This window comes from Richelia sinica FACHB-800, from assembly GCF_014698825.1.
Classification (GTDB): domain Bacteria; phylum Cyanobacteriota; class Cyanobacteriia; order Cyanobacteriales; family Nostocaceae; genus FACHB-800.
The window spans coordinates 19,241-42,808 of the sequence record NZ_JACJTT010000046.1; the positions used below are offsets into that span (position 1 = coordinate 19,241).

Annotated in this window: 19 protein-coding genes; 12 read left to right on the forward strand and 7 right to left on the reverse strand. The window is 40.3% G+C overall.

The features are described 5' to 3' along the window. Positions 1-169: 169 nt before the first annotated feature. The 6 genes from H6G73_RS21565 to dhaL all read left to right on the forward strand — a co-directional run bounded on the left by H6G73_RS21565 (position 170) and on the right by dhaL (position 6,617). Positions 170-1,231 carry an HMA2 domain-containing protein gene (locus H6G73_RS21565; RefSeq protein WP_190608190.1) on the forward strand — a complete coding sequence of 354 codons (1,062 nt, stop codon included), beginning with the start codon at positions 170-172 and terminating at the stop codon, positions 1,229-1,231. 35 nt (positions 1,232-1,266) lie between these two features. Next, entirely contained in the window at positions 1,267-3,555 is a 2,289-nt protein-coding gene (locus H6G73_RS21570; protein WP_190608192.1) for a heavy metal translocating P-type ATPase, read from the forward strand. Between the two features lie 41 nt (positions 3,556-3,596). Further along, on the forward strand, positions 3,597-3,902 hold the full coding sequence (locus H6G73_RS21575) for a DUF5132 domain-containing protein (RefSeq protein WP_190608193.1): 306 nt from the start codon (positions 3,597-3,599) through the stop codon (positions 3,900-3,902). A gap of 185 nt (positions 3,903-4,087) precedes the next feature. After that, positions 4,088-4,879, forward strand: coding sequence for an HMA2 domain-containing protein (locus tag H6G73_RS21580; protein WP_390840612.1), 792 nt, complete (start codon positions 4,088-4,090; stop codon positions 4,877-4,879). Positions 4,880-4,903: 24 nt separating this feature from the next. Next, positions 4,904-5,977 carry a dihydroxyacetone kinase subunit DhaK gene (gene dhaK / locus H6G73_RS21585; protein WP_190608195.1) on the forward strand — a complete coding sequence of 358 codons (1,074 nt, stop codon included), beginning with the start codon at positions 4,904-4,906 and terminating at the stop codon, positions 5,975-5,977. A gap of 1 nt (position 5,978) precedes the next feature. Then, on the forward strand, positions 5,979-6,617 hold the full coding sequence (gene dhaL / locus H6G73_RS21590; RefSeq protein WP_190608197.1) for a dihydroxyacetone kinase subunit DhaL: 639 nt from the start codon (positions 5,979-5,981) through the stop codon (positions 6,615-6,617). Between the two features lie 13 nt (positions 6,618-6,630). On the opposite strand, the gene H6G73_RS21595 is transcribed toward dhaL, so the two are convergent. Beyond that, positions 6,631-7,428, reverse strand: coding sequence for a peroxiredoxin-like family protein (locus tag H6G73_RS21595; RefSeq protein ID WP_190608199.1), 798 nt, complete (start codon positions 7,426-7,428; stop codon positions 6,631-6,633). Between the two features lie 547 nt (positions 7,429-7,975). On the opposite strand from H6G73_RS21595, the gene H6G73_RS21600 reads away from it, so the two are divergent. Continuing rightward, positions 7,976-9,667 carry a GMC family oxidoreductase N-terminal domain-containing protein gene (locus H6G73_RS21600; RefSeq protein WP_190608201.1) on the forward strand — a complete coding sequence of 564 codons (1,692 nt, stop codon included), beginning with the start codon at positions 7,976-7,978 and terminating at the stop codon, positions 9,665-9,667. Between the two features lie 84 nt (positions 9,668-9,751). On the opposite strand, the gene H6G73_RS21605 is transcribed toward H6G73_RS21600, so the two are convergent. The 3 genes from H6G73_RS21605 to H6G73_RS21615 form a co-directional block, all read right to left on the reverse strand. After that, positions 9,752-11,128, reverse strand: coding sequence for a DUF2330 domain-containing protein (locus H6G73_RS21605; protein ID WP_190608202.1), 1,377 nt, complete (start codon positions 11,126-11,128; stop codon positions 9,752-9,754). Further along, positions 11,125-11,985: an RnfABCDGE type electron transport complex subunit D gene (locus H6G73_RS21610; RefSeq protein WP_190608205.1), complete on the reverse strand. Its 861-nt coding sequence runs from the start codon at positions 11,983-11,985 to the stop codon at positions 11,125-11,127. The genes H6G73_RS21605 and H6G73_RS21610 overlap by 4 nt, the downstream gene beginning before the upstream one ends. A gap of 333 nt (positions 11,986-12,318) precedes the next feature. Beyond that, positions 12,319-14,436, reverse strand: coding sequence for a calcium-binding protein (locus H6G73_RS21615; RefSeq protein ID WP_190608207.1), 2,118 nt, complete (start codon positions 14,434-14,436; stop codon positions 12,319-12,321). A 616-nt stretch (positions 14,437-15,052) separates the two neighbouring features. Here H6G73_RS21615 and H6G73_RS21620 point away from each other — a divergent pair. The 5 genes from H6G73_RS21620 to H6G73_RS21640 all read left to right on the forward strand — a co-directional run bounded on the left by H6G73_RS21620 (position 15,053) and on the right by H6G73_RS21640 (position 20,627). Beyond that, a complete protein-coding gene (locus tag H6G73_RS21620; RefSeq protein ID WP_190608219.1) occupies positions 15,053-15,742 on the forward strand; it encodes a polysaccharide deacetylase family protein in 690 nt (229 codons plus the stop codon). Between the two features lie 136 nt (positions 15,743-15,878). Beyond that, positions 15,879-17,258 (forward strand): nicotinate phosphoribosyltransferase, encoded by a 1,380-nt coding sequence (locus H6G73_RS21625; RefSeq protein ID WP_190608209.1) that lies wholly within the window; start codon positions 15,879-15,881, stop codon positions 17,256-17,258. A gap of 10 nt (positions 17,259-17,268) precedes the next feature. Next, positions 17,269-17,868: a nicotinate-nucleotide adenylyltransferase gene (locus H6G73_RS21630; RefSeq protein WP_190608210.1), complete on the forward strand. Its 600-nt coding sequence runs from the start codon at positions 17,269-17,271 to the stop codon at positions 17,866-17,868. Beyond that, complete coding sequence (locus tag H6G73_RS21635) at positions 17,838-18,584, forward strand: NUDIX hydrolase (RefSeq protein WP_190608212.1); 747 nt, start codon at positions 17,838-17,840, stop codon at positions 18,582-18,584. The genes H6G73_RS21630 and H6G73_RS21635 overlap by 31 nt, the downstream gene beginning before the upstream one ends. Positions 18,585-18,914: 330 nt before the next feature. After that, entirely contained in the window at positions 18,915-20,627 is a 1,713-nt protein-coding gene (locus tag H6G73_RS21640) for an NAD+ synthase (RefSeq protein WP_190608214.1), read from the forward strand. Here H6G73_RS21640 and H6G73_RS21645 read toward each other — a convergent pair. The 3 genes from H6G73_RS21645 to H6G73_RS21655 form a co-directional block, all read right to left on the reverse strand. Next, positions 20,616-22,040, reverse strand: a complete 1,425-nt coding sequence (locus tag H6G73_RS21645) for a hypothetical protein (RefSeq protein ID WP_190608221.1) — start codon at positions 22,038-22,040, stop codon at positions 20,616-20,618. The two genes, H6G73_RS21640 and H6G73_RS21645, sit on opposite strands and share 12 nt — an antisense overlap. A 210-nt stretch (positions 22,041-22,250) precedes the next feature. Next, entirely contained in the window at positions 22,251-22,664 is a 414-nt protein-coding gene (locus H6G73_RS21650; protein ID WP_190608216.1) for a hypothetical protein, read from the reverse strand. Between the two features lie 95 nt (positions 22,665-22,759). Continuing rightward, positions 22,760-23,359, reverse strand: a complete 600-nt coding sequence (locus tag H6G73_RS21655; RefSeq protein WP_313948880.1) for a sensor histidine kinase — start codon at positions 23,357-23,359, stop codon at positions 22,760-22,762. Between the last annotated feature and the right edge of the window lie 209 nt (positions 23,360-23,568).

Genomic DNA, 23,568 nt, shown 5'->3' on the forward strand with positions numbered 1-23,568 from the left:
ATTAATTGATTCTAGATCCTAGACGATATTAAGTAATACTAAGAAATGCCAAGAAATGGTAGCAAACCTTACGGATTATAAAATAATTCTCAAGAAAGAGGCTTATTGAGAAAGTAATCAGTTATATTAAAGCTACCGTGAATCTCTGACTTGGTGCAGCTATTAAATAATGACCCAAACCATCAGTAGTAACCATAGGTTAAGTCCGCAGTTGGATGAACATCCAGACTTAATATCTATTGAACATTCCAGCAAGGAAATATCACAGCATGAACATAGTCATCAAGTAGTTGATGAAATCAAATTACAAGTTATTCATGCCACTGCTGGACGTGTTCGCATCCGTACTCATGATGGTAGTTGGAATTCACAAATTGAGCATCTATCCCAAGACTTAAAGCAGCAAAATTGGGTAGAGCGAATTTCTACTGATGCTGGTCGGGGTAGTTTGATTTTCACTTTTGATGAAAGTCAGATTTCCTTACAGCAAGTTTTGAGATTATTGACGGAATTTGATGTTAAATATCCTGCTTCTGCTGATCAAATAGATGTTGCTGAATTGAAATCCCCTGGTTTCTGGCAAAAACAATCAACAGCTGTAATTCCCTTAATTGTTGGGTTAGTGGTGACGCGAGGATTGAGAGTTAGGGGTTGGCCGGCATTTTTAGTTTATATGTTAGCCGCAGATGCAACTCAATGGCTGATGGATTCTCTAGAACCGGGGTTGTTACCTGCGGTGATCACAAAAACTGCTCAGAAATTGACTAAAAAAGCAATACAAATACCAGGATTAACTCAAGTGGAGAAACAATCTAGTGCGGAAATAAAAGCACCAGGAATCGTTTATCAAGTAGTGCATCAAATTCCGGGCAGAATTCGATTTTATGTGAATAAGATTGCCCAAGATTCAGTCTACTGTCAAAGATTGGAAAAATTACTCAAAGATGACCAACAAGTGAGTAGTTTTCGGGTGAATAGTCAGGCAAGCTCGGTGGTCATCACGTATCATCCTCTAGAGATAAGTATATCCCATTGGGAAAAGTTACTAGAATTAGCTGTACCCACAGAAATAACACCACAAGATACTTTTATTTCCATTCCTGAAACCCAGGCATTAACCAATTTGTCTGAGGAAATAACTATAGATATAGATTTATCAACATTGTGGGAAGACTTGAAGCCCTCAATGATGTCTTATTCCTTAGAAATGCTCGCAAACTTTCCTTTATAAATCATTCCACAGTTAATAGCACTGGAGGAAAAGGAATGGCACAGACGACAGTTTCATTACCATCAATTCCAGAGACAGATTCTTCAGATAATCAGGGGGAAGAAAATGGTAGGGTGATCAAACTTCCCTTATCTGTTAGTAACAAAGATTCTAACTCTCCCATAGCTGCTATTAGTTATAGCTTTATCCATACAGTACCCGGAAGATTGCGGTTGCGTGTGCCAAATTTACGGCATGATAGATTGTACTGTCAAAAACTACAAACTTTACTCCAAGCAGAACCTTTAATTACCAGTTTTCGGATTAATTCTTCAGCAGCATCTTTAGTAATTAACTATGAAACTAACGCTGTGTCAGAACACAGGATGCGCTGCAACTTAAATAATTTACTCTTTGTTGCTAGTCAAAAGACGACGGAACCAACGAAAGAAATTCATCAGGAAGAGGAAAAAACTAATGCTAGTTTATCTTTATCAGCAGTAGCGACTGGTTTAGCTGTGTTAGGAGGTAGTTTTGGTTTACCAATTCCCTCCATTTTGATAGTGGGAAGCATTGGAGTTGCCAGTTTACCAGTTTTGCAACGAGCGATGACAGGAATCGTCACCCAACGCAAACTGACTATTGATATTTTAGATTTTTTAGCGATCGCTATTACCACTGCCCAAGGACATTTTCTCACACCTGCCCTGATGTTGAGTTTAATCGAAATTGGTGAACATATCCGCGATCGCACTGCCCGTTCTTCCCAACTCCAAACATTAGACCTCCTCAGTTCCTTAGGACAATTTGTCTGGATAGAAAAAAACGGTGAAAAGGTCGAAATCTCCATTCAAGAAGTGCAAAAAGGCGATACCGTCATTGTTTATCCTGGAGAACTTGTTCCCGTAGATGGCACAATCATTAAAGGCAAAGCCTTACTCGACGAACAAAAACTCACAGGTGAGTCTATACCCATCTTCAAAACCAAGGGACAACCAGTATTTGCTTCTACCTTGGTACAGGAAGGCAGAATTTATATCACTGTAGAAAAAACAGGTAATAATACCCGTGCGGGACAAAGCATCACATTAATGCAAGAAGCACCAGTCCACGACACCCGCATGGAAAACTATGCGACGAAAGTCGCTGAAAAAGCAGTTTTGCCAACTTTATTACTAGGAGGGACAGTATTTGCTCTGAGTGGCAATGCTGCGAGAGCCGCTAGTATCTTAACTTTAGATTTAGCCACTGGAATTAGAGTATCTATTCCTACCGCTGTATTAGCAGCACTTACTTATGCAGCTAAACATGGCGTTTTGATTCGCAGTGGTAGAGCCTTAGAAAAACTAGCCCAAGTTGATACCATTGTCTTTGATAAAACCGGCACTCTCACCAAAGGGGAAGTGGAAGTGATAGGAGTAGAAAGCTTCCATCCAGAAGTTTCCCAATGGCGAGTTTTAGTTTTAGCCGCGGCCGCAGAACAAAGATTAACTCATCCTGTCGCTGAAGCCATTATCCGCTACGCCGAAAATCAAGGAGTAGAAGTTCCTGACCGCAATAAATGGAACTATCAACTGGGTTTAGGTGTAGAAGCCACCATTGAAGGCGAAATAGTCTATGTGGGTAGTGAAAGATTTCTACGTCAGGAAGGCGTAGATATGTCATCCTTACCAACTGCCAACGAACAGGCAGAATCAAACATCTATGTAGCCAGCAACGGTCAATTACAAGGTAAAATAGAATATAGAGATGTCCTGCGAACAGAAAGCCAAGCAATAATTCATCAGTTGCTGAACGTCGCAAGCATAGACGTGCATATGCTCACCGGCGACCACCAACGCACAGCTAACGCCGTAGCCGCTGAACTGGGAATTTCTCCATCACATACCCACGCCGAAGCCTTTCCCGCTCACAAAGCAGCAATTGTCCAGCAACTACATGACCAAGGGCAAACAGTAGCCTTTGTGGGTGATGGCATCAATGATTCACCTGCTTTAGCTTACGCTGATGTCTCCGTCTCCTTTGCCAACGGTTCCGACATCGCCCGTGAAACAGCAGATGTAGTGTTAATGCAGAATGACTTGTATGGTTTGTTAACAGCAATAGAAATTGCTCACCAAGCCAAAAAATTGATTCAGCAAAATACAACTATTGTGGCTATTCCCAATTTAGCAGCATTAGCGATCGCTGTAGTATTTGGACTTAACCCCCTAGCCGCAACCATAGTGAACAACGGTTCCACCATAGTTGCCGGAGTCAACGGTTTACGTCCTATTCTCACAGCTTCTACCCCCACCACTCTACCATCAGCCAGACGTAAAACCCTCACGGGTAGATTACGCTAAAGAGCTTATACAGATTTTTAAACCAGGAGGTTCATAAACATATGGCTAAAATTACAGACTTAATGGAAAACGCTGGTACACCTGGAGTCATCGTCGGTATTGGTGCAGTTTTATTAGCACCAGTCATCCTTCCCGTGGTTGCAGGTGTCGGTAAACCCCTAGCCAAATCGCTGATTAAAGGCGGACTCGTCGCCTACGAAAAAAGCAAAGGTGCTGTTGCCGAACTAGGCGAAACCTGGGAAGACATCGTAGCAGAAGCCAAAGCTGAATTAGCAGAAAACAATCGACATACACCAATGTTTGAAGCTTCTGGGACGACTAATAACAATGTCACAGTAGATAGGTGAGAGAAATTCAGAAGTTCAGAAGTATGCCTACGGCACGCTGCGCGAACAGAAGTCAGTAGGGGCGGGTTTATAGATATCATCAACTATGAACGAGAATTTTGGTAAACCCGCCCGTACAGGAGTATGCCTACGCCACGCTACGCGAACAGAAGTCAGTAGGGGCGGGTTTACAGATATCATCAACTATGAACGAGAATTTTGGTAAACCCGCCCGTACAGAAGTATGCCTACGCCACCCTGCGCGAACAGAAGTTCATAGGAGCAATTATTCTGGAACTCCTGTATTCTGGAACTCCTTTATTCTGCAACTCCTGCAACTTCTGAACTCCTGTAACTTCTGTCTTCTTCTTGCTTCTTCTTTCTTTCCAACCACAATTATGGTGATCATTCCTCATCAACCGCAAATTACTCAGCCAGGAAACCCCTATACACCCATAGCTACAAAAGTTGTCAGCCAAACTCCCGGCAGACTAAGGTTGAGAATTAGCCGTGACCATCGTCAACCAGAGAAAATGCAGCACATTGCCAATTTTCTCCAGGCCCAACCGCATATTACTGAGGTGCGGACTAATTTTCATCACGGTAGCATTCTCATCCACCACTATGATACCTCTGGGAGTTTAGCTGATGTCCTGGCTACTTTACAGGATATAGGCATTATTTTTGCAGATATCACCCAAGGAACTACTGAAGCCGCTACAGGTGTCACCAGTGCGGTGCTGGACTTAAACCAAAGAGTGGAACTAGCCACCAATGGTGTGATTGATTTGCGCTTTCTGTTTCCTTTAGGACTAAGCGTCTTAGCTGTGAGACAGTTGATGCTCAAAGGTCTGCAATTAGAGGTAATTCCTTGGTATGTTTTAGCCTGGTATGCCTTTGATAGTTTCCTCAAGCTGAATCATGTTAACCAATATCAATTGGCATCATCAGCACAAACGCGGAATTTTGGTGCTACAACCAGATATCCTGAGTTTTAGCACCTTTGCAGACAGATATGAACAATGAAAAAGCTGATCAATAAGCCAGAGGACTTTGTACGGGAAAGTCTCGCCGGAATGGCCGTAGCTCATAGGGATTTAATCAAGGTAAACTATGAGCCGACTTTTGTCTATCGAGCCGATGCACCTTTACAAGGTAAGGTAGCAATTATTTCTGGTGGTGGCAGCGGTCATGAGCCAATGCACAGTGGCTTTGTTGGTCAGGGAATGCTGGATGCTGCTTGTCCTGGGGAAGTTTTCACCTCACCTACCCCAGACCAAATGTTAGCAGCGGCCCAGCAAGTAGATGGCGGTGCAGGTATTCTTTACATCATCAAAAATTACAGTGGTGATTTGATGAACTTTGAGATGGCAGTGGAGTTAGCTCACCTCGAAGGTATTCGCGCTGTGAATATTTTAGTTGATGATGATGTGGCTGTAAAAGACAGTCTTTATACCCAAGGCAGAAGGGGTGTAGGAACAACTGTATTAGCAGAGAAAATTTGTGGTGCAGCAGCAGACCAAGGTTATGATTTACACCAATTAGCCGATTTATGTAGAAGGGTGAATCAAAATGGGCGTAGTATGGGAATGGCCCTGAGTTCTTGTACAGTTCCTGCCAAAGGTACGCCTACTTTTGCCTTAGCTAACGATGAAATCGAATTGGGAATTGGCATTCACGGTGAACCAGGAAGAAACAGAATTTCTTTAAAATCAGGTGATGAAATTACTGAGCTTTTAGCCCAAACAATAATTAATGATACAGAATATCGACGCACCGTTCGGGAGTGGAGTGAAGTCAAAGAGAAGTGGGTAGATTTAGAACTGTTAAATAAACCCTTGCAAAAAGGCGATCGCCTTCTAGCATTTGTTAACAGTATGGGAGGGACTCCCATAGCTGAACTCTATCTTGTCTATCGCAAACTAGCAGAAATCTGTGAATTGGAAGGACTGCAAATCGTGCGAAATCTAATTGGCCCCTACATTACATCATTAGATATGCAAGGTTGCTCCATCACACTGTTAAAGTTAGACGACGAGATGCTACGTCTTTGGGATGCACCCGTAAAAACGCCTAGTTTACGGTGGGGAGTATAAGATGGTAACTCAAGCCCAAATTATCGAATGGTTACAGGTGTATGCTAACGTCATTGACCATCATAAAGAAGAACTAACAGAATTAGATGCAGCCATAGGTGACGCTGACCACGGCATCAACATGGAACGTGGGTTTAAAAAAATTAAAACCTTAATCGGTACTTTGAAAGGTCAAGATATTAGCGGGATTTTAAAAACTGTCAGTATGACCTTAATTTCTAGCATTGGTGGCGCTAGCGGCCCTTTGTATGGTACATGGTTTTTAAGGGCTAGTGCCATTGCTGCTGACAAGGAGGAGTTAACAGCTGAAGACTTACTATATTTACTCCAAGCTGGCTTAAATGGGGTATTAGAGCGAGGAAAAGCCCAATTAGGGGATAAAACCATGGTAGACGTATTATCTCCATCTGTGGCTGCTTATGAACAAGCCTTGAGTGAGGGTTTAGATGTAGTCCCAGCCTTGCGAATAGCTGTTGCTGCTGCGGAACATGGTTTACAAGAAACAATCCCTATGTTAGCCAAAAAAGGCAGAGCTAGCTATTTAGGGGAAAGAAGTATTGGTCATCAAGACCCCGGTGGAACTTCTGCTTATTTAATGTTACGGAGTTTGTTGGAAGCAGTGGAGAGTTATAAAGATTAATCAACAGGTTTTATTACTGCTTGATATCCAAATTCTCTGTTTCCACACAAGATAAAAATGATAGGGGCTGACTCATATTAGCAGCAAAACCTAGAATTCCTCGATCTCGATGTGAGTAAAGTAATTGACCTTGGTGGTCAAACAAAAAAGTCCCACCACGTTGAGTTAAGTAAGCAGAATCTGGTACATAAATGTGCCAATTTTTTAATACCTCTACCATATTTCTCAGTCGGAGAGTTGCTAACTCAAAGGGACGTTGGAAACCATTTCCCCCTGCTAACCGAAAAAAGGAACCTTTAAAGGTAGGTAAAGGAGTTCCTTGAATCATTTCCTCATCTCCAAAGAGTTGAGGTGCTTGACGGTCTCCCTTGTACCCTCTAAACACTTCTGCCAAGGTTCCCGGACTACCAATACCTGCACACATCAGCAGTAAATTAAGCCAGGCTTTTTGAGACAAAGAAAGTCCAGGAAGAGAAACATTTAAACCAGAATAGAGATGAAGTTGACGATGTAGTTCTCCTTCTGGTTCAACAAATAAATTTTCAGGTGCAAATCCTGTATATTCACAAAACTTTTTTCCAGATGTCAGGTTGCCAATGCCCACAGCACGAATAGCCAGTTTTTGCGGAGACCAATTTTGAGCTTCCCGCTGTAACCACCACGCATATTCAAGACTATCAAAATCCCCAAGTTGTGGCCATACTAAAACAAGGATATGTGAGGCATGTTGGCAATTTTCTAGGAGAGGTCTAACTATACCATCACTAACACGTTGACGTTCGGTCTGATGAAAAATAGTGTAGGGATTCATGTCAAGTGATTAACTGCTTATTAAATTTACAACCAGTTTATCAGAATTTGCGTTGATTTTGATTAATATATTTAGTTGAACTCCATAGACATCTGATGATAATTAAATTTTCATGGGTTGAAACCCTTGTAGAGATGTTCCGTCGGAACGTCTCCACATTCTTTTTAACCAGCTGTCTAATGAAGTTGATATCTCTAGTCAGGTGATGTTTGCAATCTATGAATATGTATCTAGTTACCAAAAGTTAAATCTTTGTCAGATGTAAAATCTTGAATATTCCTAAACAAATAATCAATACAGTCGAAAATATGGTAAATTGCGGGCAAATTATCAAAGCGTATTTGGTTAACCATGTACGCAATTTGTTCAACTAATTCAATAGTAATTGTACATTATTAAAAATGAATAAATATCACGAAATGTATTATCCCAGAAAAATAGTTAAAGCTGCTTTTTGAGTAGAATTATATCGCCATATGACCGTAAATTGTTTATTGTTTGATTGGTCTGATTGCTGTGTGAAAAATTTGAGGTGGAGGATGAGGAAATGACCTATGACGTGATTGTAGTGGGTTCGGGGAATGGTGCTTGTGGATTTCTCAGCCATTACTTAAAACTTGATTCTGAGCAGTCTCCTATAGAAAAGGTAGTTGTCATTGAAGAAGGAGATGATTTCTTCAACACCAGCGATATTACTCACCAAAATAATTGGACTAAATCTTATGCAGAGGGTAATATCTTCAAGTTACACAAAGCAAAAACACCTGATGGTATTCCAATTATCTCAGGATGGGCTTGCACTATGGGTGGTGGTGGATCTATCAACTACACAATGATTCACGAATCCTCTGAATGGTTAGCGCAAAATATCGGCAGAGATAAAGCATATTGGGATAGTCTCAAAGCCGAACTCAACCAAAAATTTTTGAGGGAAAACCCAACTAAAAATCTATCCCCGGTCACTAAAACTGTAATCAAAGCTGCCGAAGAAGAAGGTTTTCATATCAGCACTGATACCATTGAAAATATTCCTAATTATCGAGAAGGTAATACTAACTGGCTACATATTTTTCCTACACAATTTAACTTTTTTGGACAGCGAACTAATAGTGGTGTTTCCCTGGTCAATTGGTTTGACCAAAGTGTAGAAATCAAAACTAGATGCAGAGTTGTCAAGTTAGAGTTGACAAATGACCCAGAGGATAAAGCAAGGTGTGTAGGGATATATGTGCAGTATCTGGATACAGATAAAAAAGAGTTCTTGCCTCTATCTGATAATGGCAAATTAATTATGTGTGCGGGTGCAGCTACTCCCAAACTTCTATGGTTACAGCGAGAAAGATTGGAAAATGCAGAAATTGGCAGATATGTGAGTGACCATATTGTTCTACCCCTGGGGGTGTATGTTCCAGATAAGAAAATAGATGTTACCCCAAAAGATGTATATGTTCCTGTCTTTGCAACGACGGTGTGGCAACCAGAAGCCCAAGGTAAGCCTACTGTTTGTTGCTTTGATTTCTTTGCTGGAGACTTTGAAAAGCTCTGGTTTATTATCTCACACCTATACTTGACCTTTTTATTGCCTAATTGGCTAAAAAAGATTGTGATTCAAGTGCCTTTATTGTTTTACATTACCAAGAATTTTGTGAGAATTCTGATTCAATTGGTGAACTTCTTCATTAATTTGTGGATGGGAATATCTAACACAATTCAGGGTAAACCATGGGATCAGGAATTAGAGTTAATTACAGCAATTGTTAAATTCAATCCGGCAATGGATGGTTACTATTCAGGTGATGGTTCAGAAATTACATTAGGCTTCTTTACCGAAGATAAGCGAGGTGTATTGCCATCTAGCTTCAATCAAGATAAAGAGGTGGCTAAGTCCGTCATTAAAAAACAATTGGCATTGTTGAACCGCTTAGGACAAAAGCCACACTGGTTATTTAAGTTTGTCTTTCGCTTGTTTACTAAGATTCCCTATGAACCTGAACAAGTAGAACGTTACGTTGATGTTTACAGTCGCAAGTTTTTGCTGTCTGAACAGCATTTAGCGGGAGGTTGCTTGTTTAACAAAGCGATAGATACAGGTATGAACAATGTCACAAATACTGGGAAATTGTATGGTTCAGCTAATGTATATATAGCAGACCTATCAACTGTCCCCTTGCCACGAATTAGTCCACAAATGACTGCATATATTATTGGTTTTCATGTGGCTAAATCATTAAAACCATAGACTAGTGATTTGAGCATTACTTACATTCATGGCACGAACATGTCATACAAATGTAGTTGATTCACCGGAAAATCATAGTGAAACCTAAAGTCCCAACCAAGCAAACAATCTTTCCCACCAAGAAGTGGAGAAATTGCCGTAGTTCAGGTTCATTTTCCGGCGAATATCTTGAATGTTCCATTTGGTTAATTTAGCTAGGGTTTGGGCTTCGTTTTCAAATCGTTGAGGTAAAGACCGTTTATATTCTCTCCCTGCACGACACTTGAGTTCTCCCGTAAAAGGATGTTGCATAATATAACGTCCTTGGAAAAATTCTTGGTTTCCTGTTTCTTGAAACATCAAATCTTCAGGGAATTTATTACGAGTGTAGCGAACGTGTAAACGAGTGATAAATACATTGCTAATGGGGAAAGGACGGCGAAATTGAGGTAAAAAATTAGAATTTGGTTCAACATTATTATCCAACCAAAAAACCCCGGATTGCTTTAATTCCTCTGGGTTGAGAGGTTCAGCAGAACAAGGGTCACAACTAGCCATATTCCAAGCGTATTCTAAGAAGGCAACTTTCCGGTCTTCTTTGATGTAAGAAATTTGGAACATGGATTTATAAAAGTCTCCAAATTCTGATTTGATATATACAGGAATGTTGACATCAGAAGGAATTTTGACTGTACGGTAATTGGTAATTTCTGCTTCTCCTTTGGGTGACAGGACGTAGACAATTAAATCTTGTTCTGCGGAGGCGTTAATCATGCCTAAACGAATGGGCAAGATAAATTTCGGAGATTGGTAGGAAATTTGCAAAGGTCGCAAAAATTCATAACCAGATTTTTCAAATTCTGTCAGATTGACCTTAGCTACAAAAAATTTCATGGAGGAGCGAATATAGGGTTTAAGTAACTGATTCGCACCTTGGGGAATATTGTAGCCATTGGTCTTCAACCAAGTTTCTAATCCATTGGATTCCTTGGCACTAAGAATCACAATTTCATACTCCCCAACATTAAATCTAGCTTCTACAGTTACACCCAAACTGCGATCGCGCTGCAAATTTTGCAGACCTCCTCTGGTTGCACCTGCTGTTGGTGCTGGCAATGCCTCCATTTCCTCAATTTGTGGGTTGCAAGGGTCAGCATCAAAATATTCAACCAATCGTGGGGCACTAAATGCGTCCAATCTTTCGATAATGTTTGGATTAGCAACCTTGACTTGTTCTTTCTTAATGACAGTGGGTACAGGCACAACCACAGCAAAATCTTTGACGTTGCCTTGAAAGTCGTTGGCCATAGTCAAGACAGTACGGTTGCCATCTCGCGCAATAATCACCTGAGAGGCTTGGTTGTATAACTTACTGTCAGCCTTGGCAACATAAAATCCACAAAATGCCCAAGCTGCGGGTGCAAAACACAGTACAGTGACTACTGTTAAAAGTAGAGGAATCAACCAGCGCAGAGATTTCATATTGACACCTCATTCATCATTAATAAATCATTTTTCTCCCGCCCCCTTGGTTCTGGATGCCAGGCAAATCGCGGTGCTGACCACAGGTAATCAATCAAAATTGTCAATGGAGATAAGGCAAATAAAGACCAGAAAACAGCAGTGGAAAGATAGAAATAATTCCGCAAAATGAAAGTCAAAATGGCAATACACAATGCCCAAATTATCCGCCCTAGTTTGGCATTAGGAATGGAACGGGGATCTGTGATCATAAATAGGGCAAATAGTAGTAAGGAACCACTCATTAAGCGGTGTACATAAACATCCCAAGTCCACCCTAACCACAGATTACGTACTGCCTCTAATAAGGAGTAAGCACCTAAAAAAGCAGCGGTGGTATCCCAACGACCGATGCGTTGTAAAATCATGCCGCCAGTACCAATAAATAACAGTCCATACCACCATTCATCACCCCATTGTCCCGGTGATACCCACGCATCACCTGTAAGGACTAGGGCGGAAATAATGCCAAAATTGCCAGGGTTGAAGAAGTGTTTATGACCAATATGCAAGATAAATTTACTAGTAATGGCAACTGCTGCGGCTAAAGCCATGGTTGTCCAATGGTCAGCCCGTAACAACAAACTTAACCCTAGTCCAGTGATTAAAGCACTACGCAGATTTGATAGTTGTATTTTGTCTTGGAAACCTTGTGATTTACTGGTGACAACGGACAAAAGACATTGCATCGTCAAACAAGTAGCGATCGCTATACCAATTAATTCTGGTTTGAGTGTCCAGTCTCTTGTCCCAATACCCAAAATCAAAAATGAACCGAGAAACAGAATTTGATAATCTCGGATATCTTTAAAGAACATAACCCCTCCCTCAAGGGTTTCCCCCAGATTTCTCATCAATTTAGACGAGTGGAGGGCAAAACCAGGGTGTTGTTACAGAATTTGTTACAGATGAAGGTATGAATCGCTAATTTTGAGTCAATCAGTCAACAGGAAAAATTGGAGGCATACTTTATACACCTCCAACTAAATTATTATTTTCAGAACTTACGCAAAATATCTCTAAAAATCTCTTTCCTATCCCTACGGGACGCTACGCGAACGTTTCCTTCGTTCCTTCGTGGTTTATTCTTTCGTAACTTGTGCGTAAGTCCTAATTTTTTATCAATCAGTTAAGTTGCAGTCAACTTCAAATTAGCCAATGATGATTGGCTCCTCATAAATGAAGTCCTGAGTTAAACTAATCTGGGACTGATCTCTATCTACAATCACCCCAATTAATTCCGTACCAAAGTAAATACCTGTATCTGCATTCGTACTACCTAGATTAAAGCTAACCGCACTTAGCTGGTAAGTACCTTCCTTGACAACGATTTTATCAGTACCTCCTTGGAAGTCCATGATTGCGCCATAGCCATTAGCTGAATCGCCAGTGTAGAATACACTATTGTCATTACCTAGTAAGAAATAGTCAGATCCCGCGTCTCCATAGAGAGTATCTTTTTCATTAGTACCATTGCCGAAACCACCCAGGGTATCATTGCCTGCACCACCATAAATGGTATCGTTGCCTCCAGCACCATATAAGTAGTTGTTCAATAAGTTGCCCGTAATTCTATTATTGAGAGCGTTACCGTTTCCTTTGGTTGCATTGCCAATTAATTCCAGGTTTTCTATATTGGCGGTGAGAGTATAGCCAGATAAACCATCAACTGACACCCGCACAGTGTCAATTCCACCGCTTACAATAATGTTATTAACGAAATAAACTGCACTTTCAGAAACAGTATCAAATACGTAGGTAAGAAGTTCAGGATTTTCTACAGTATCTACATAATAGACATCATTTCCACTGCCACCATATAAACTATCTAATTGAGCACCACCAACGAGGGTATCATTGTTTGCGTCACCATAGAGCTTATCTGCGCCATCATTGCCATATAACACATCGTTGCCATTGCCACCATAGATGGTATCTGCACCTCCAAGACCGAATATATAGTCATTGCCATCGTATCCTCTCACCACATTACTGCTGCTGTTGCCAGTAATATCATTATTTAAGGCATTACCAAATCCATTAATAGCACCAGTACCAGTCAGGATAAGATTTTCTACATTGTTAGTTAGGGTGTAAGAAATAGACGAATATACCGCATCTATTCCTTCATTCGCATTTTCAGTGACTATATCCCCAGTGCTGTCAACAACGTATCTGTCGTTACCTAGACCACCTACCATGGAGTCACTACCTAAACCACCAGATAAGGAGTCATTTCCTATACTACCAGCAAGGGTATCGTTACCTGCTCCACCAAAAATGGTATCGTTACCGTCTCCACCCCACAGATAATTATTACTGCCATTACCATCTATTTTGTTGTTTAAGGCATTCCCATACCCGTAATAGGCAGTACCTGTGAGAATAAGATTTTCGACATTGCTGCTTAGGAAATGGGAAACGGAAGAATATACTGTATCTGTTCCTTCACCAGCATTTTCAGTTACTCTATCTGCACTGCTGTCAACGTAGTACCGATCATTACCTAGACCACCCAACATGGAGTCACTACCTAAACCACCAGAAATGGTATCGTTACCTGCTCCACCAGAGATAGTATCATTACCCTCTGCGCCCCAGAGATAATTGCTACTACCATTACCAGTAATTTGGTTATTTAAGGCATTACCATATCCATTGGAGGCTGTACCTGTGAGCACCAGGTTTTCTACGTTGCTGCTGACGGTACGGGAAACGGAAGAAGATATTGTGTCTGTGCCTTCACCAGCATTTTCAGTCACTATATCCCCAGTGCTGTCAACGTAGTACAGATCATTACCTAGACCACCTGACATGGAGTCATTTCCTATACTACCAGAAATGGTATCGTTACCTGCTCCACCAGAGATAGTATCATTACCTGCTCCACCCCACAGATAATTGCTACTACCATTACCAGTAATTTTGTTATTTAAGGCATTACCATACCCGTAGTAGGCAGTGCCCGTGAGGACAAGATTTTCTACATTGTTAGTTAGGGTATAGGAAACAGAAGAATATACCGTATCTATACCTTCGCTAGCATTTTCAATTACTTTATCACCAGTGCTATCAACGTAAAACGTATCATTGCCTGTACCACCGGACATGGTGTCATTTCCTGTACCACCAATGAGGATATCATTACCACCACCACCGACCAGGACATCATTGCCGCCTAAACCACTTAATATATCTGAAGCAGCATCACTAGTACCAACATCTGCACCAGCAGTTGCACCGGGGCCGGGAATCCATGTAATTGCCATGATATTTTCTCCTAATTTTGTAGATTTTTATTAGAACAACTCACGATAGTTTTTGCTAGGAAATGCTTATTTAGATAAATTTGTATAATTCATCTAAATTTTGATTTCTAGCCCCTTTTACACAGATTTATGCTAAAAACTCTGAGTAATTGAGAATCTTTTTGTGTGATAGAAGACTTGCCCTGAGTAGCTTTGCGGTTATCTTCCTGGAGTTAATCTACAAACCCTTCCAGGAAGATTACGGACGATAAAAGTTATATTTACATTTCTTTACATTCACCAATAGGATCTATTTAGGTTGTAGATGAAGAGTAGATAACTACTAATTGATCTGACTTAACTGTGATGGATTACAGGTTAATATGTCTAAACACAAAGGTTATACTTTAAGGCAAAATCAATATCAATATTTAGTGATTTAACGTTTTAATTTACGTACTAAGTTAATTTATACATATGCTCAATAGTCCGTAGGTTTAGTTAACTATGATTTAGGATTGTTTATCTAGACCGAAAGAAAATAAAAACTCGATATGGCAATCAGAACACAAGATTTACGGTTGAATTAATTTGCTATAGTAACTATTCTGTGTGGGGTCAGAGCAAATGAATAATGATGCCTTTAGCCCCTTTTTTACCGTTGATTTATCGTGTCCTGAAACCTAGTTTTCCACAATGTCTGTGGTCAGGAAGCACCAATAGCAAAACGATCGCACTCTCTTTTGATGACGGGCCTCATCCTGAATATACAGCGCAAGTTTTAACAATTTTAGACCGTTACAACATAACAGCTAGTTTCTTTTGGCTGGGTGTTTGTGTTAATCGTTATCCCAATATTGCTCAAGCAGTCAGTCGTAAACACTGGATAGGGTTACATGGTTATGAACATCATAATTTTCCTCTCCTATCTCCTCCAGAACTCAAGCAGAGTTTAGAAAAAACCCAAGCTGCGATTTACAGTGCTTGCAATTTACACCCTACCCAAGTACGAGACGTTCGACCCCCCAATGGTTTATTTACACCCAAGACGTTGAAATTATTTCGAGAATGGAATTACCGGTCAGTGATGTGGAGTGTGGTTCCAGAAGACTGGGTGAGACCAGGTGTAAATATAGTTGTGCAGCGTGTGCTGCAACAAGTGACAGGTGGGTCACTGATTGTTTTACATGATGGGATGTGCGGTGGAGAAGATGTTGCAGATATTATCCAAATTTTGATTCCCCAGCTTCTACAGCAAGGGTATGAGTTTGTCACAGTGGACAGTTTATGGAACAGTCAGCCAATTATGGCTAATCACTATAAATAAATTTGAATTTATGAAAAAATAAACAATTACTTTCCTCTTAAAGTCAGCTTTTCGAGTATTTTTGTGCTGATACTTGACATTAATTATGGTAGATTCTACCATAATAAGCAAATCACTTTTGGTGAGACATGCTGATATGACGACTTCCTCAGCGGTAGACGACAGGCAAAAAATTGACCAAACTCCAAAACTAAATATCAGTCCAGAAGATTACAGCTTGTTAACAGACCTGTATCAGCTAACAATGGCAGCTTGTTATACAGGTGAAGGTATTGAACAAAAACAAGCCAGCTTTGAGTTGTTTGCTAGACGCTTACCGGAGGGTTTTGGCTATCTAATCGCTATGGGTTTAGCCCAAGCTTTGGAATATTTGAGTAGTCTTCGTTTTAGTTCTGACCAGGTGGCAGCTTTACAAGGCACGGGCATTTTCAACCATGCGCCTGATCGCTTTTGGTCTATGCTGACAGAAGGTGGTTTTACTGGAGATGTATGGGCAGTACCAGAAGGGACGGCAGTATTTGCCAATGAGCCATTATTACGGGTGGAAGCACCTTTATGGCAGGCCCAATTAGTAGAAACCTATCTTTTAAATACTCTCAATTACCAAACCTTAATTGCCACCAAGGCGGCTAGATTGCGTGATGTGGCTGGTGAAAAAGCAACATTGTTGGAATTTGGCACAAGGAGGGCTTTTAGTCCCCAAGGGTCATTATGGGCTGCTAGGGCGGCTTTAGCTGGGGGTTTGGATTCTACTTCTAATGTGTTAGCGGCATTGCAACTAGGGGAAAAACCAAGTGGGACAATGGCACACGCTTTAGTGATGGCATTGTCCGCCCTAGAAGGTAGTGAAGAACAGGCGTTTACAGCGTTTCATCAATATTTTCCTGGTGCGCCATTGTTGATTGATACTTACGATACCATTGCTGCGGCTGAAAGATTGGGGCGGAAGGTGAACAGCAGGGAAATCTCATTAACTGGAGTGAGGCTAGATTCTGGCGATTTAGTTAGTTTATCAAAACAGGTGCGATCGCTCCTACCAGATGTGACTATTTTTGCCAGTGGTGACTTAGATGAGTGGGAAATACACAGACTGAAAACAGCAGGTGCAGAAATAGACGGTTATGGAGTAGGAACAAAACTTGTGACAGGTTCTCCAGTTAATGGAGTTTATAAACTCGTAGACATTGATGGCATTCCAGTTATGAAACAGTCGAGTGGTAAGTTTACTTATCCAGGACGCAAGCAAATTTTTCGCTCATTTGTGAATGGAAAGATACAAGCAGATAGGCTAGGGCTAATAGATGAAAATTATGGTGTAGAAAAACCTTTATTGCAGTTGGTAATGCAAGCAGGTAAAAAATTACAACCACCAGAAAATTTAACCACAATTCGCCAACGTACCGCCAATTCAGTAGCTAGTTTACCAATGGAAACACGACGTTTAGATAATCCAAGTTCCATCAAAGTAGAAATTTCTCAAGAATTACAACTATTAACTGAGAGAACAAAAATTTAAACTCCTGAAAATGTTGAAAACAATTGCTTTATTTGGTACAAGTGCTGACCCCCCAACGGCTGGACATCAAGAAATTGTCAAGTGGTTATCTGAGCGTTACGATTGGGTGGCAGTTTGGGCAGCAGATAATCCTTTTAAATCTCAGCAAACGTTGTTGGCTCATCGCGCTGCCATGCTAAAATTATTAATTGAAGATATAGACCAGCCCAAACACAACATTTCTTTAGAACAAGAATTGAGTAGCTGGCGTACCTGGGAAACAGTAGAAAAAGCGAAAGCTCGTTGGGGTGATCATACTCAATTTATCCTAGTCATTGGTTCTGATTTATTGAATCAATTACCCAGGTGGTATCACATTGAAGATTTGTTACAGGAAGTGCAATTACTGGTAATTCCGAGACCAGGTTATGCGATAGATGATTCTAGTGTAGAGAAAATTAACCAGCTAGGAGGAAAAATAGCGATCGCTAGTTTAACTGGTTTAAATGTCTCTTCTACCGCTTTCCGTGAACAAAGAGATCCCGAAACTCTCATCCCTCCTGTATTTGCCTATATCCATCGAGAGCATTTGTACGATAAATGCCAGCACGCAGCCCCAAAAAGATTATAAATTCTACCCATCAACAACCTTTAGCTGATTTCAAAGTCGGTGTTGATAATGTAATTTTCTCTGTAGACACAGCCCAAAATCGACTCTTAGTTCTTTTGGTGATGCGACAGCAAGAACCATTTTTGAATTATTGGAGTCTTCCCGGTACTTTAGTTAGACAAGGAGAATCTTTAGAAGACGCTGCCTATCGGATTATGGCAGAGAAAATTAAGGTTAACAATCTCTATCTAGAACAACTATACACTTTTGGTGGACCCCAACGCGACCCAAGAGAAAGCCTAGATAGTTATGGTGTGCGCTATCTTTCTGTTAGTTATTTTGCTTTAGTCAGATTTGAGGAAGCAGAATTAATCGCTGATCGAGTCGCGGGAATTGCTTGGTATCCTATTAAACAAGTGCCACAATTAGCATTTGATCATAATGAAATTTTGGCCTATGGACACAGACGCTTGAAAAATAAATTAGAATATAGTCCCGTTGCTTTTGATGTTTTACCAGAAACCTTCACCTTAAATGACTTATATCAGCTATACACCACTGTTTTAGGGGAAAATTTCTCAGATTATTCTAATTTTCGAGCGCGTCTACTCAAATTAGGTTTTTTATGTGATACCGGCATTAAAGTATCTAGAGGTGCAGGCCGTCCAGCTAGTTTATATAAATTTGATGCCGAAGCTTTTGCTCCTTTAAAAGATAAACCACTAGTTTTTATTTAAGGTAGGGAAAGTATGGAGAATAAATTCATATATTTCTTTATTAATTCTGATATTTATCCCTTCTTTTTCTGCAATTTATGTTAGCGAATTTCCTCGCTTTGCAAAGCGATCCTAAACTCCCGTTCGCCCAGGGTGGCGTAGGCATACTCCTGTACGGGCGGGTTTACCAAAATTCTCGTTCATAGTTGATGATATCTGTAAACCCGCCCCTACTGGCTTCTGTTCGCCCAGGGTGCCGTAGGCATACTCCTGTACGGGCGGGTTTACCAAAGTTCTCGTTCATAGTTGATGATATCTGTAAACCCGCCCCTACTGACTCCTGAACTCCTTATGAAAATTGCCATTGCCCAACTTAATCCCATCATTGGTGACTTACCTAAAAATGCTCAACAAATTCTCGTCGCAGCACAACAAGCAGCAGCAGCAGGTGCGCGTTTATTATTAACACCTGAATTGTCTATTTGTGGCTATCCTCCCAGAGATTTGTTACTTAATCCTAGCTTTGTTAATGCTGTAGAAATGACATTGCAACAACTAGCTAAAGATTTGCCTCCTCAGCTAGCTGTGTTAGTAGGAACAGTTACCCCCAATCCTCAAGCACATATTTCTGGTGGAAAAAGCTTGTTTAATAGTATTGCTTTATTATCAGCAGGTAAAGTGCGTCAATATTTTCACAAACGACTCTTACCTACCTATGATGTATTTGATGAAAATCGTTATTTTGAACCAGGGTTACAAGCTAATTACTTTAGCCTTGATGATATTAATATTGGTGTCACTATTTGCGAAGATTTATGGAATGATGAAGAATTTTGGGGTAAACGTAGTTATGCTGTTAATCCCATTGCTGATTTAGCAATTTTAGGTGTGGATTTGATTGTCAATTTGTCTGCTTCACCTTACACAGTCAGCAAACAACATTTACGGGAAGCTATGCTCAAACATAGCTCAGAACATTTCCAAAAACCGATGATTTATACTAATCAAGTGGGTGGAAATGATGATTTAATATTTGATGGTTGTAGTTTTGCCCTCAATCGTCAAGGGGAAATTATCTGTCGTGCTCAAGGTTTTGAAACTGATTTAGTGATGGTGGAATTTGACGAAAAACAGCAGGATTTACAACCCAGTTCTGTGTTACCTGCTTACGCTTCTGAAGATGAGGAAATTTGGCACGCTTTAGTTTTAGGAGTGGGAGACTATACCCGCAAATGCCGTTTTTCTAAAGTTATACTAGGGTTGAGTGGTGGGATTGATTCTGCATTAGTTGCAGCCATTGCCGCAGCAGCTGTAGGGAAGGAAAATGTTTTGGGTGTGTTGATGCCTTCTCCCTACAGTTCGGAACACTCCATTAGCGATGCTTTGGCTTTAGGTCAAAATTTGGGTATTCAAACACAAATTATCCCCATTGGGGAATTAATGCAAGGATTTGAGCATTCCTTAGCACCTCTATTCGCAGGTACAGAATTTGGTATTGCGGAGGAGAACATTCAATCACGGATTCGCGGTAATTTATTAATGGCGATCGCTAATAAATTTGGCTATCTACTCCTCTCCACTGGTAACAAATCAGAAATGGCCGTTGGTTACTGCACTCTCTACGGTGATATGAATGGTGGGTTAGCAGTCATTGCAGATGTGCCCAAAACTCGTGTTTATTCCCTGTGTCATTGGCTGAATTCTCAAGGAACAGAAGTCATCCCCCAAAATATCCTCACTAAAGCACCCAGTGCAGAACTCAAACCCGGTCAAGTTGACCAAGACTCCTTACCACCCTACGACATCTTAGACGATATTTTACAACGTCTGATTCATCACCATCAATCAACAGAACAGATAGTTGCCGCAGGTCATGACCCAGCAACAGTAGACCGCATCTTACAAATGGTAGCCCGTGCTGAATTTAAGCGTAGACAAGCACCACCAGGACTAAAAATCACTGACCGTGCCTTTGGTACTGGTTGGCGAATGCCTATTGCTAGTAACTGGTTAGCAGTAAAAAACACTTATCCAGCTAAGTACACCCTCACCCTATCTCCCTAACATTTGTTTGACTCGTGCAGCTAAATATTCCTCTAGTTCAGTTAAAGATGCAGAACCTTCAGCAAATCGAGCAAAACCTAACATGGTGGGTAAATCTTCTGCATCTCTTAATCCCACTGTGGGGACTGCGGGACTAAGGGGATGTAGAGAAAAATCATCAGCATTGTAAACAGGGTTGCAGTGGACAATGGAAGTTTTTTGTTTAGGGTCTAAACGATGACGATATATTCGCAGAATTTCTGATGCACCGTTGGGGGGGTCGTTTTCCCAACCATCGCTAATGATAACCACTAAATCTGCACCCCAATCTAAAGCATCTAATAGAGGTGTCGCTAAATTCGTTTGTCCACGGGGGAGAATGAGTAGTGGGTCATTGGTTGGTGTTGTCCAAAATGCTTGGTATGCCTGGGATGCTGCTTTGAGTAGATAATGGGCAGCTAAGGCTACTCCTAAAGGACGACGATGTTTTTCAGTGGAACCAGAACAGGAGTAACTGCAATCTAAAACCGCTGCCACTCGTCTGGGTTTGAGAGGTGATTTTTTTAATGTCAAAGCCGCAGATTTTTCTAATGCTTGATTGAAGATATCCCACTGCTGTTGACGAGTGTTTAAAGGCAAGGAAAGGATATACAGTGCTAACCGAGTCAAAGGCAGACGACCTAAATTAATGTCAATTTCCACCTCTGTACCCTTGGCTGAAGTTTGCAAGCGCAATTTTTCATTCAAGGTCATTTGGTCTTGGATGCGGGACAAAAACACTTCTCGTTTAATACCATGTTTTGCGGCTAAACCTTCGGCCACTGTAAAGGGTAGTTGATAAATGGCTTCTGCACTATAGTGGGCTTGACGGAATGTCTCAAATAGTTCTGTTTCGTAAACTTGTTGTTTCCATTTACCAAAGAGGAAGTTACCTAATTCTCCTGGGAGAGTGAGGTGGGCATGGGAAGCGATCGCTCGCAATTTAGAGCGATACTTGATAGCATCAAAGTGAATATCTCGTCTATGCTGGAGATAATCACGAGCGATCGCTCGGCTACGACGATTATTAATACCTCTTTTCCGTAATTGTTGTAATACTTCCCACCCTCTTTGTGGTGGTAGTCCTGCTAATGCCGCAGTAATTAAAGCCCCTTCTTCTTGGCGATGTTCAGGAAGGGTGTGTTTTCCAGAGGCTAATAACTTGAGGATAATCTGCATTTGATTAAAATGATTAATCCCTGCTGCCAAAGTCCGGGTATAGAGCAAGCGGTAATTACCTAAAATATAATCATGTAAAAAATCAATCGATACACGCTGTCCATAACCATCATTGTAGAACTCGCGCTGTCCTGTGCAGGAAAGACAAGCATTAATGAACATGACTAAATCTTCCCTGGCCACCTTTTGATGTTGGTTAATCCAATTCATGTTCATTGTCGGCAGATTAACTTTGTTCATCTGGGTACTGTTCGGGGAGTGGCAGCACGACTAGCTAGGATAGCTACAAAGGCTAGATTCGGAAGTCGTACTTAAGTCCCACAAACAGTATTAATGGTTATTTTAAGTTCTAAGTTAGAAAATAGCTACAAGTTTAACATTATCTAAAATAATCTTATTGAACTCAAATTATTTATATAATCTCCTTTATTCAGGAAAGATATAAATAATTCCTGCTTGTTCATTGGTTTCATAATTCGCATTCAGTTGTTTGGCTTTTTCTTCTAGAAACTGTTTAGATTCTTCAATGGGAATTTGAGCATATAAAGCAAATTTTGTGATTGTAATTCTTCCTTGTTCTTGTTCTAACAATTGCAAAAACATTTGCTCTTTATTTAGATAAATTTGTTGTAGTTCCTTTTGGTATTGTCGCTGTAAACTCCAGATAATCCATGTACCAATAGCTGTTGAAGGTAGACCCAGGATAACTATTGCTGCTAATGCTCCTTCTTTATCTTCATCAGTTTTTTTCTGGTCAATTAAGTCATTAGTACCAAGCATTAGTACCCCTAGACCAATAGTCAAAAATGTACCTGCTAAGATTTTTTTAATAATTTTCATAAATTTTTGAAAATTTGGTTTTTAATTAGGTTGATTTATATGCAGCAAAGATAAAGAAAAAAAGTTTCGATACTATCTCATAATACCCAATATTTTTATTGTTTCAACGGAATTTGGATGATAAATTCACTTCCCTGTCCAATGGTCGAAATACATTCTAATGTGCCTTGATGTTTTTCGGTAATAATTTGATAGCTAATAGCCATACCCATTCCTGTCCCTTTACCTACTGGTTTTGTAGTAAAAAATGGATCAAAAATTCGGTTTCTAACATCTTCTGACATTCCCTTGCCATTATCAGATATTCTTATTCCTATCACTTGATTATCTATAACTTGAGTCTTAATTCTAATTTGATTAGGATGTGCTTTCAGTTCTTCAAAAGTTCGTCCAATATTGCTCTCTTCAAAAGCATCGATTGCATTAACCAAGATATTCATAAATACTTGATTTAATTGGCCAGCATAGCATTCTACTAGCGGTAATTCACTATACTCTCGAATAACCTGAATTTCTGGTCGTTCAGTTTTTTCTTTCAAGCGAAATTGCAAAATTAATAAAGTGCTTTCAATCCCATCATGTAAATTAACTGCTTTAAAGTCTGCTTCATCCATCCGCGAAAAATTACGCAGCGATAAAACTATATCCCGAATACGTTGAGTTCCTACTTCCATAGAAGCAATCATTTTAGACATGTCTTTTAGCAAAAAATCTAAATCAATCTCTGTGGCTAAACTTTCTATCTCTGGATGCTCACTTCCATAAATTGTGTTATATAAATTAAGTATATTTAACAGCAGAAGTGTTGAATGTTAAGAAAAATGCGATAAAAACAGCCCAAAATATGTTAGATTTTGGGCGAAACATTAAAGTATATCTATTTGATAGTGATTATAAATTCATT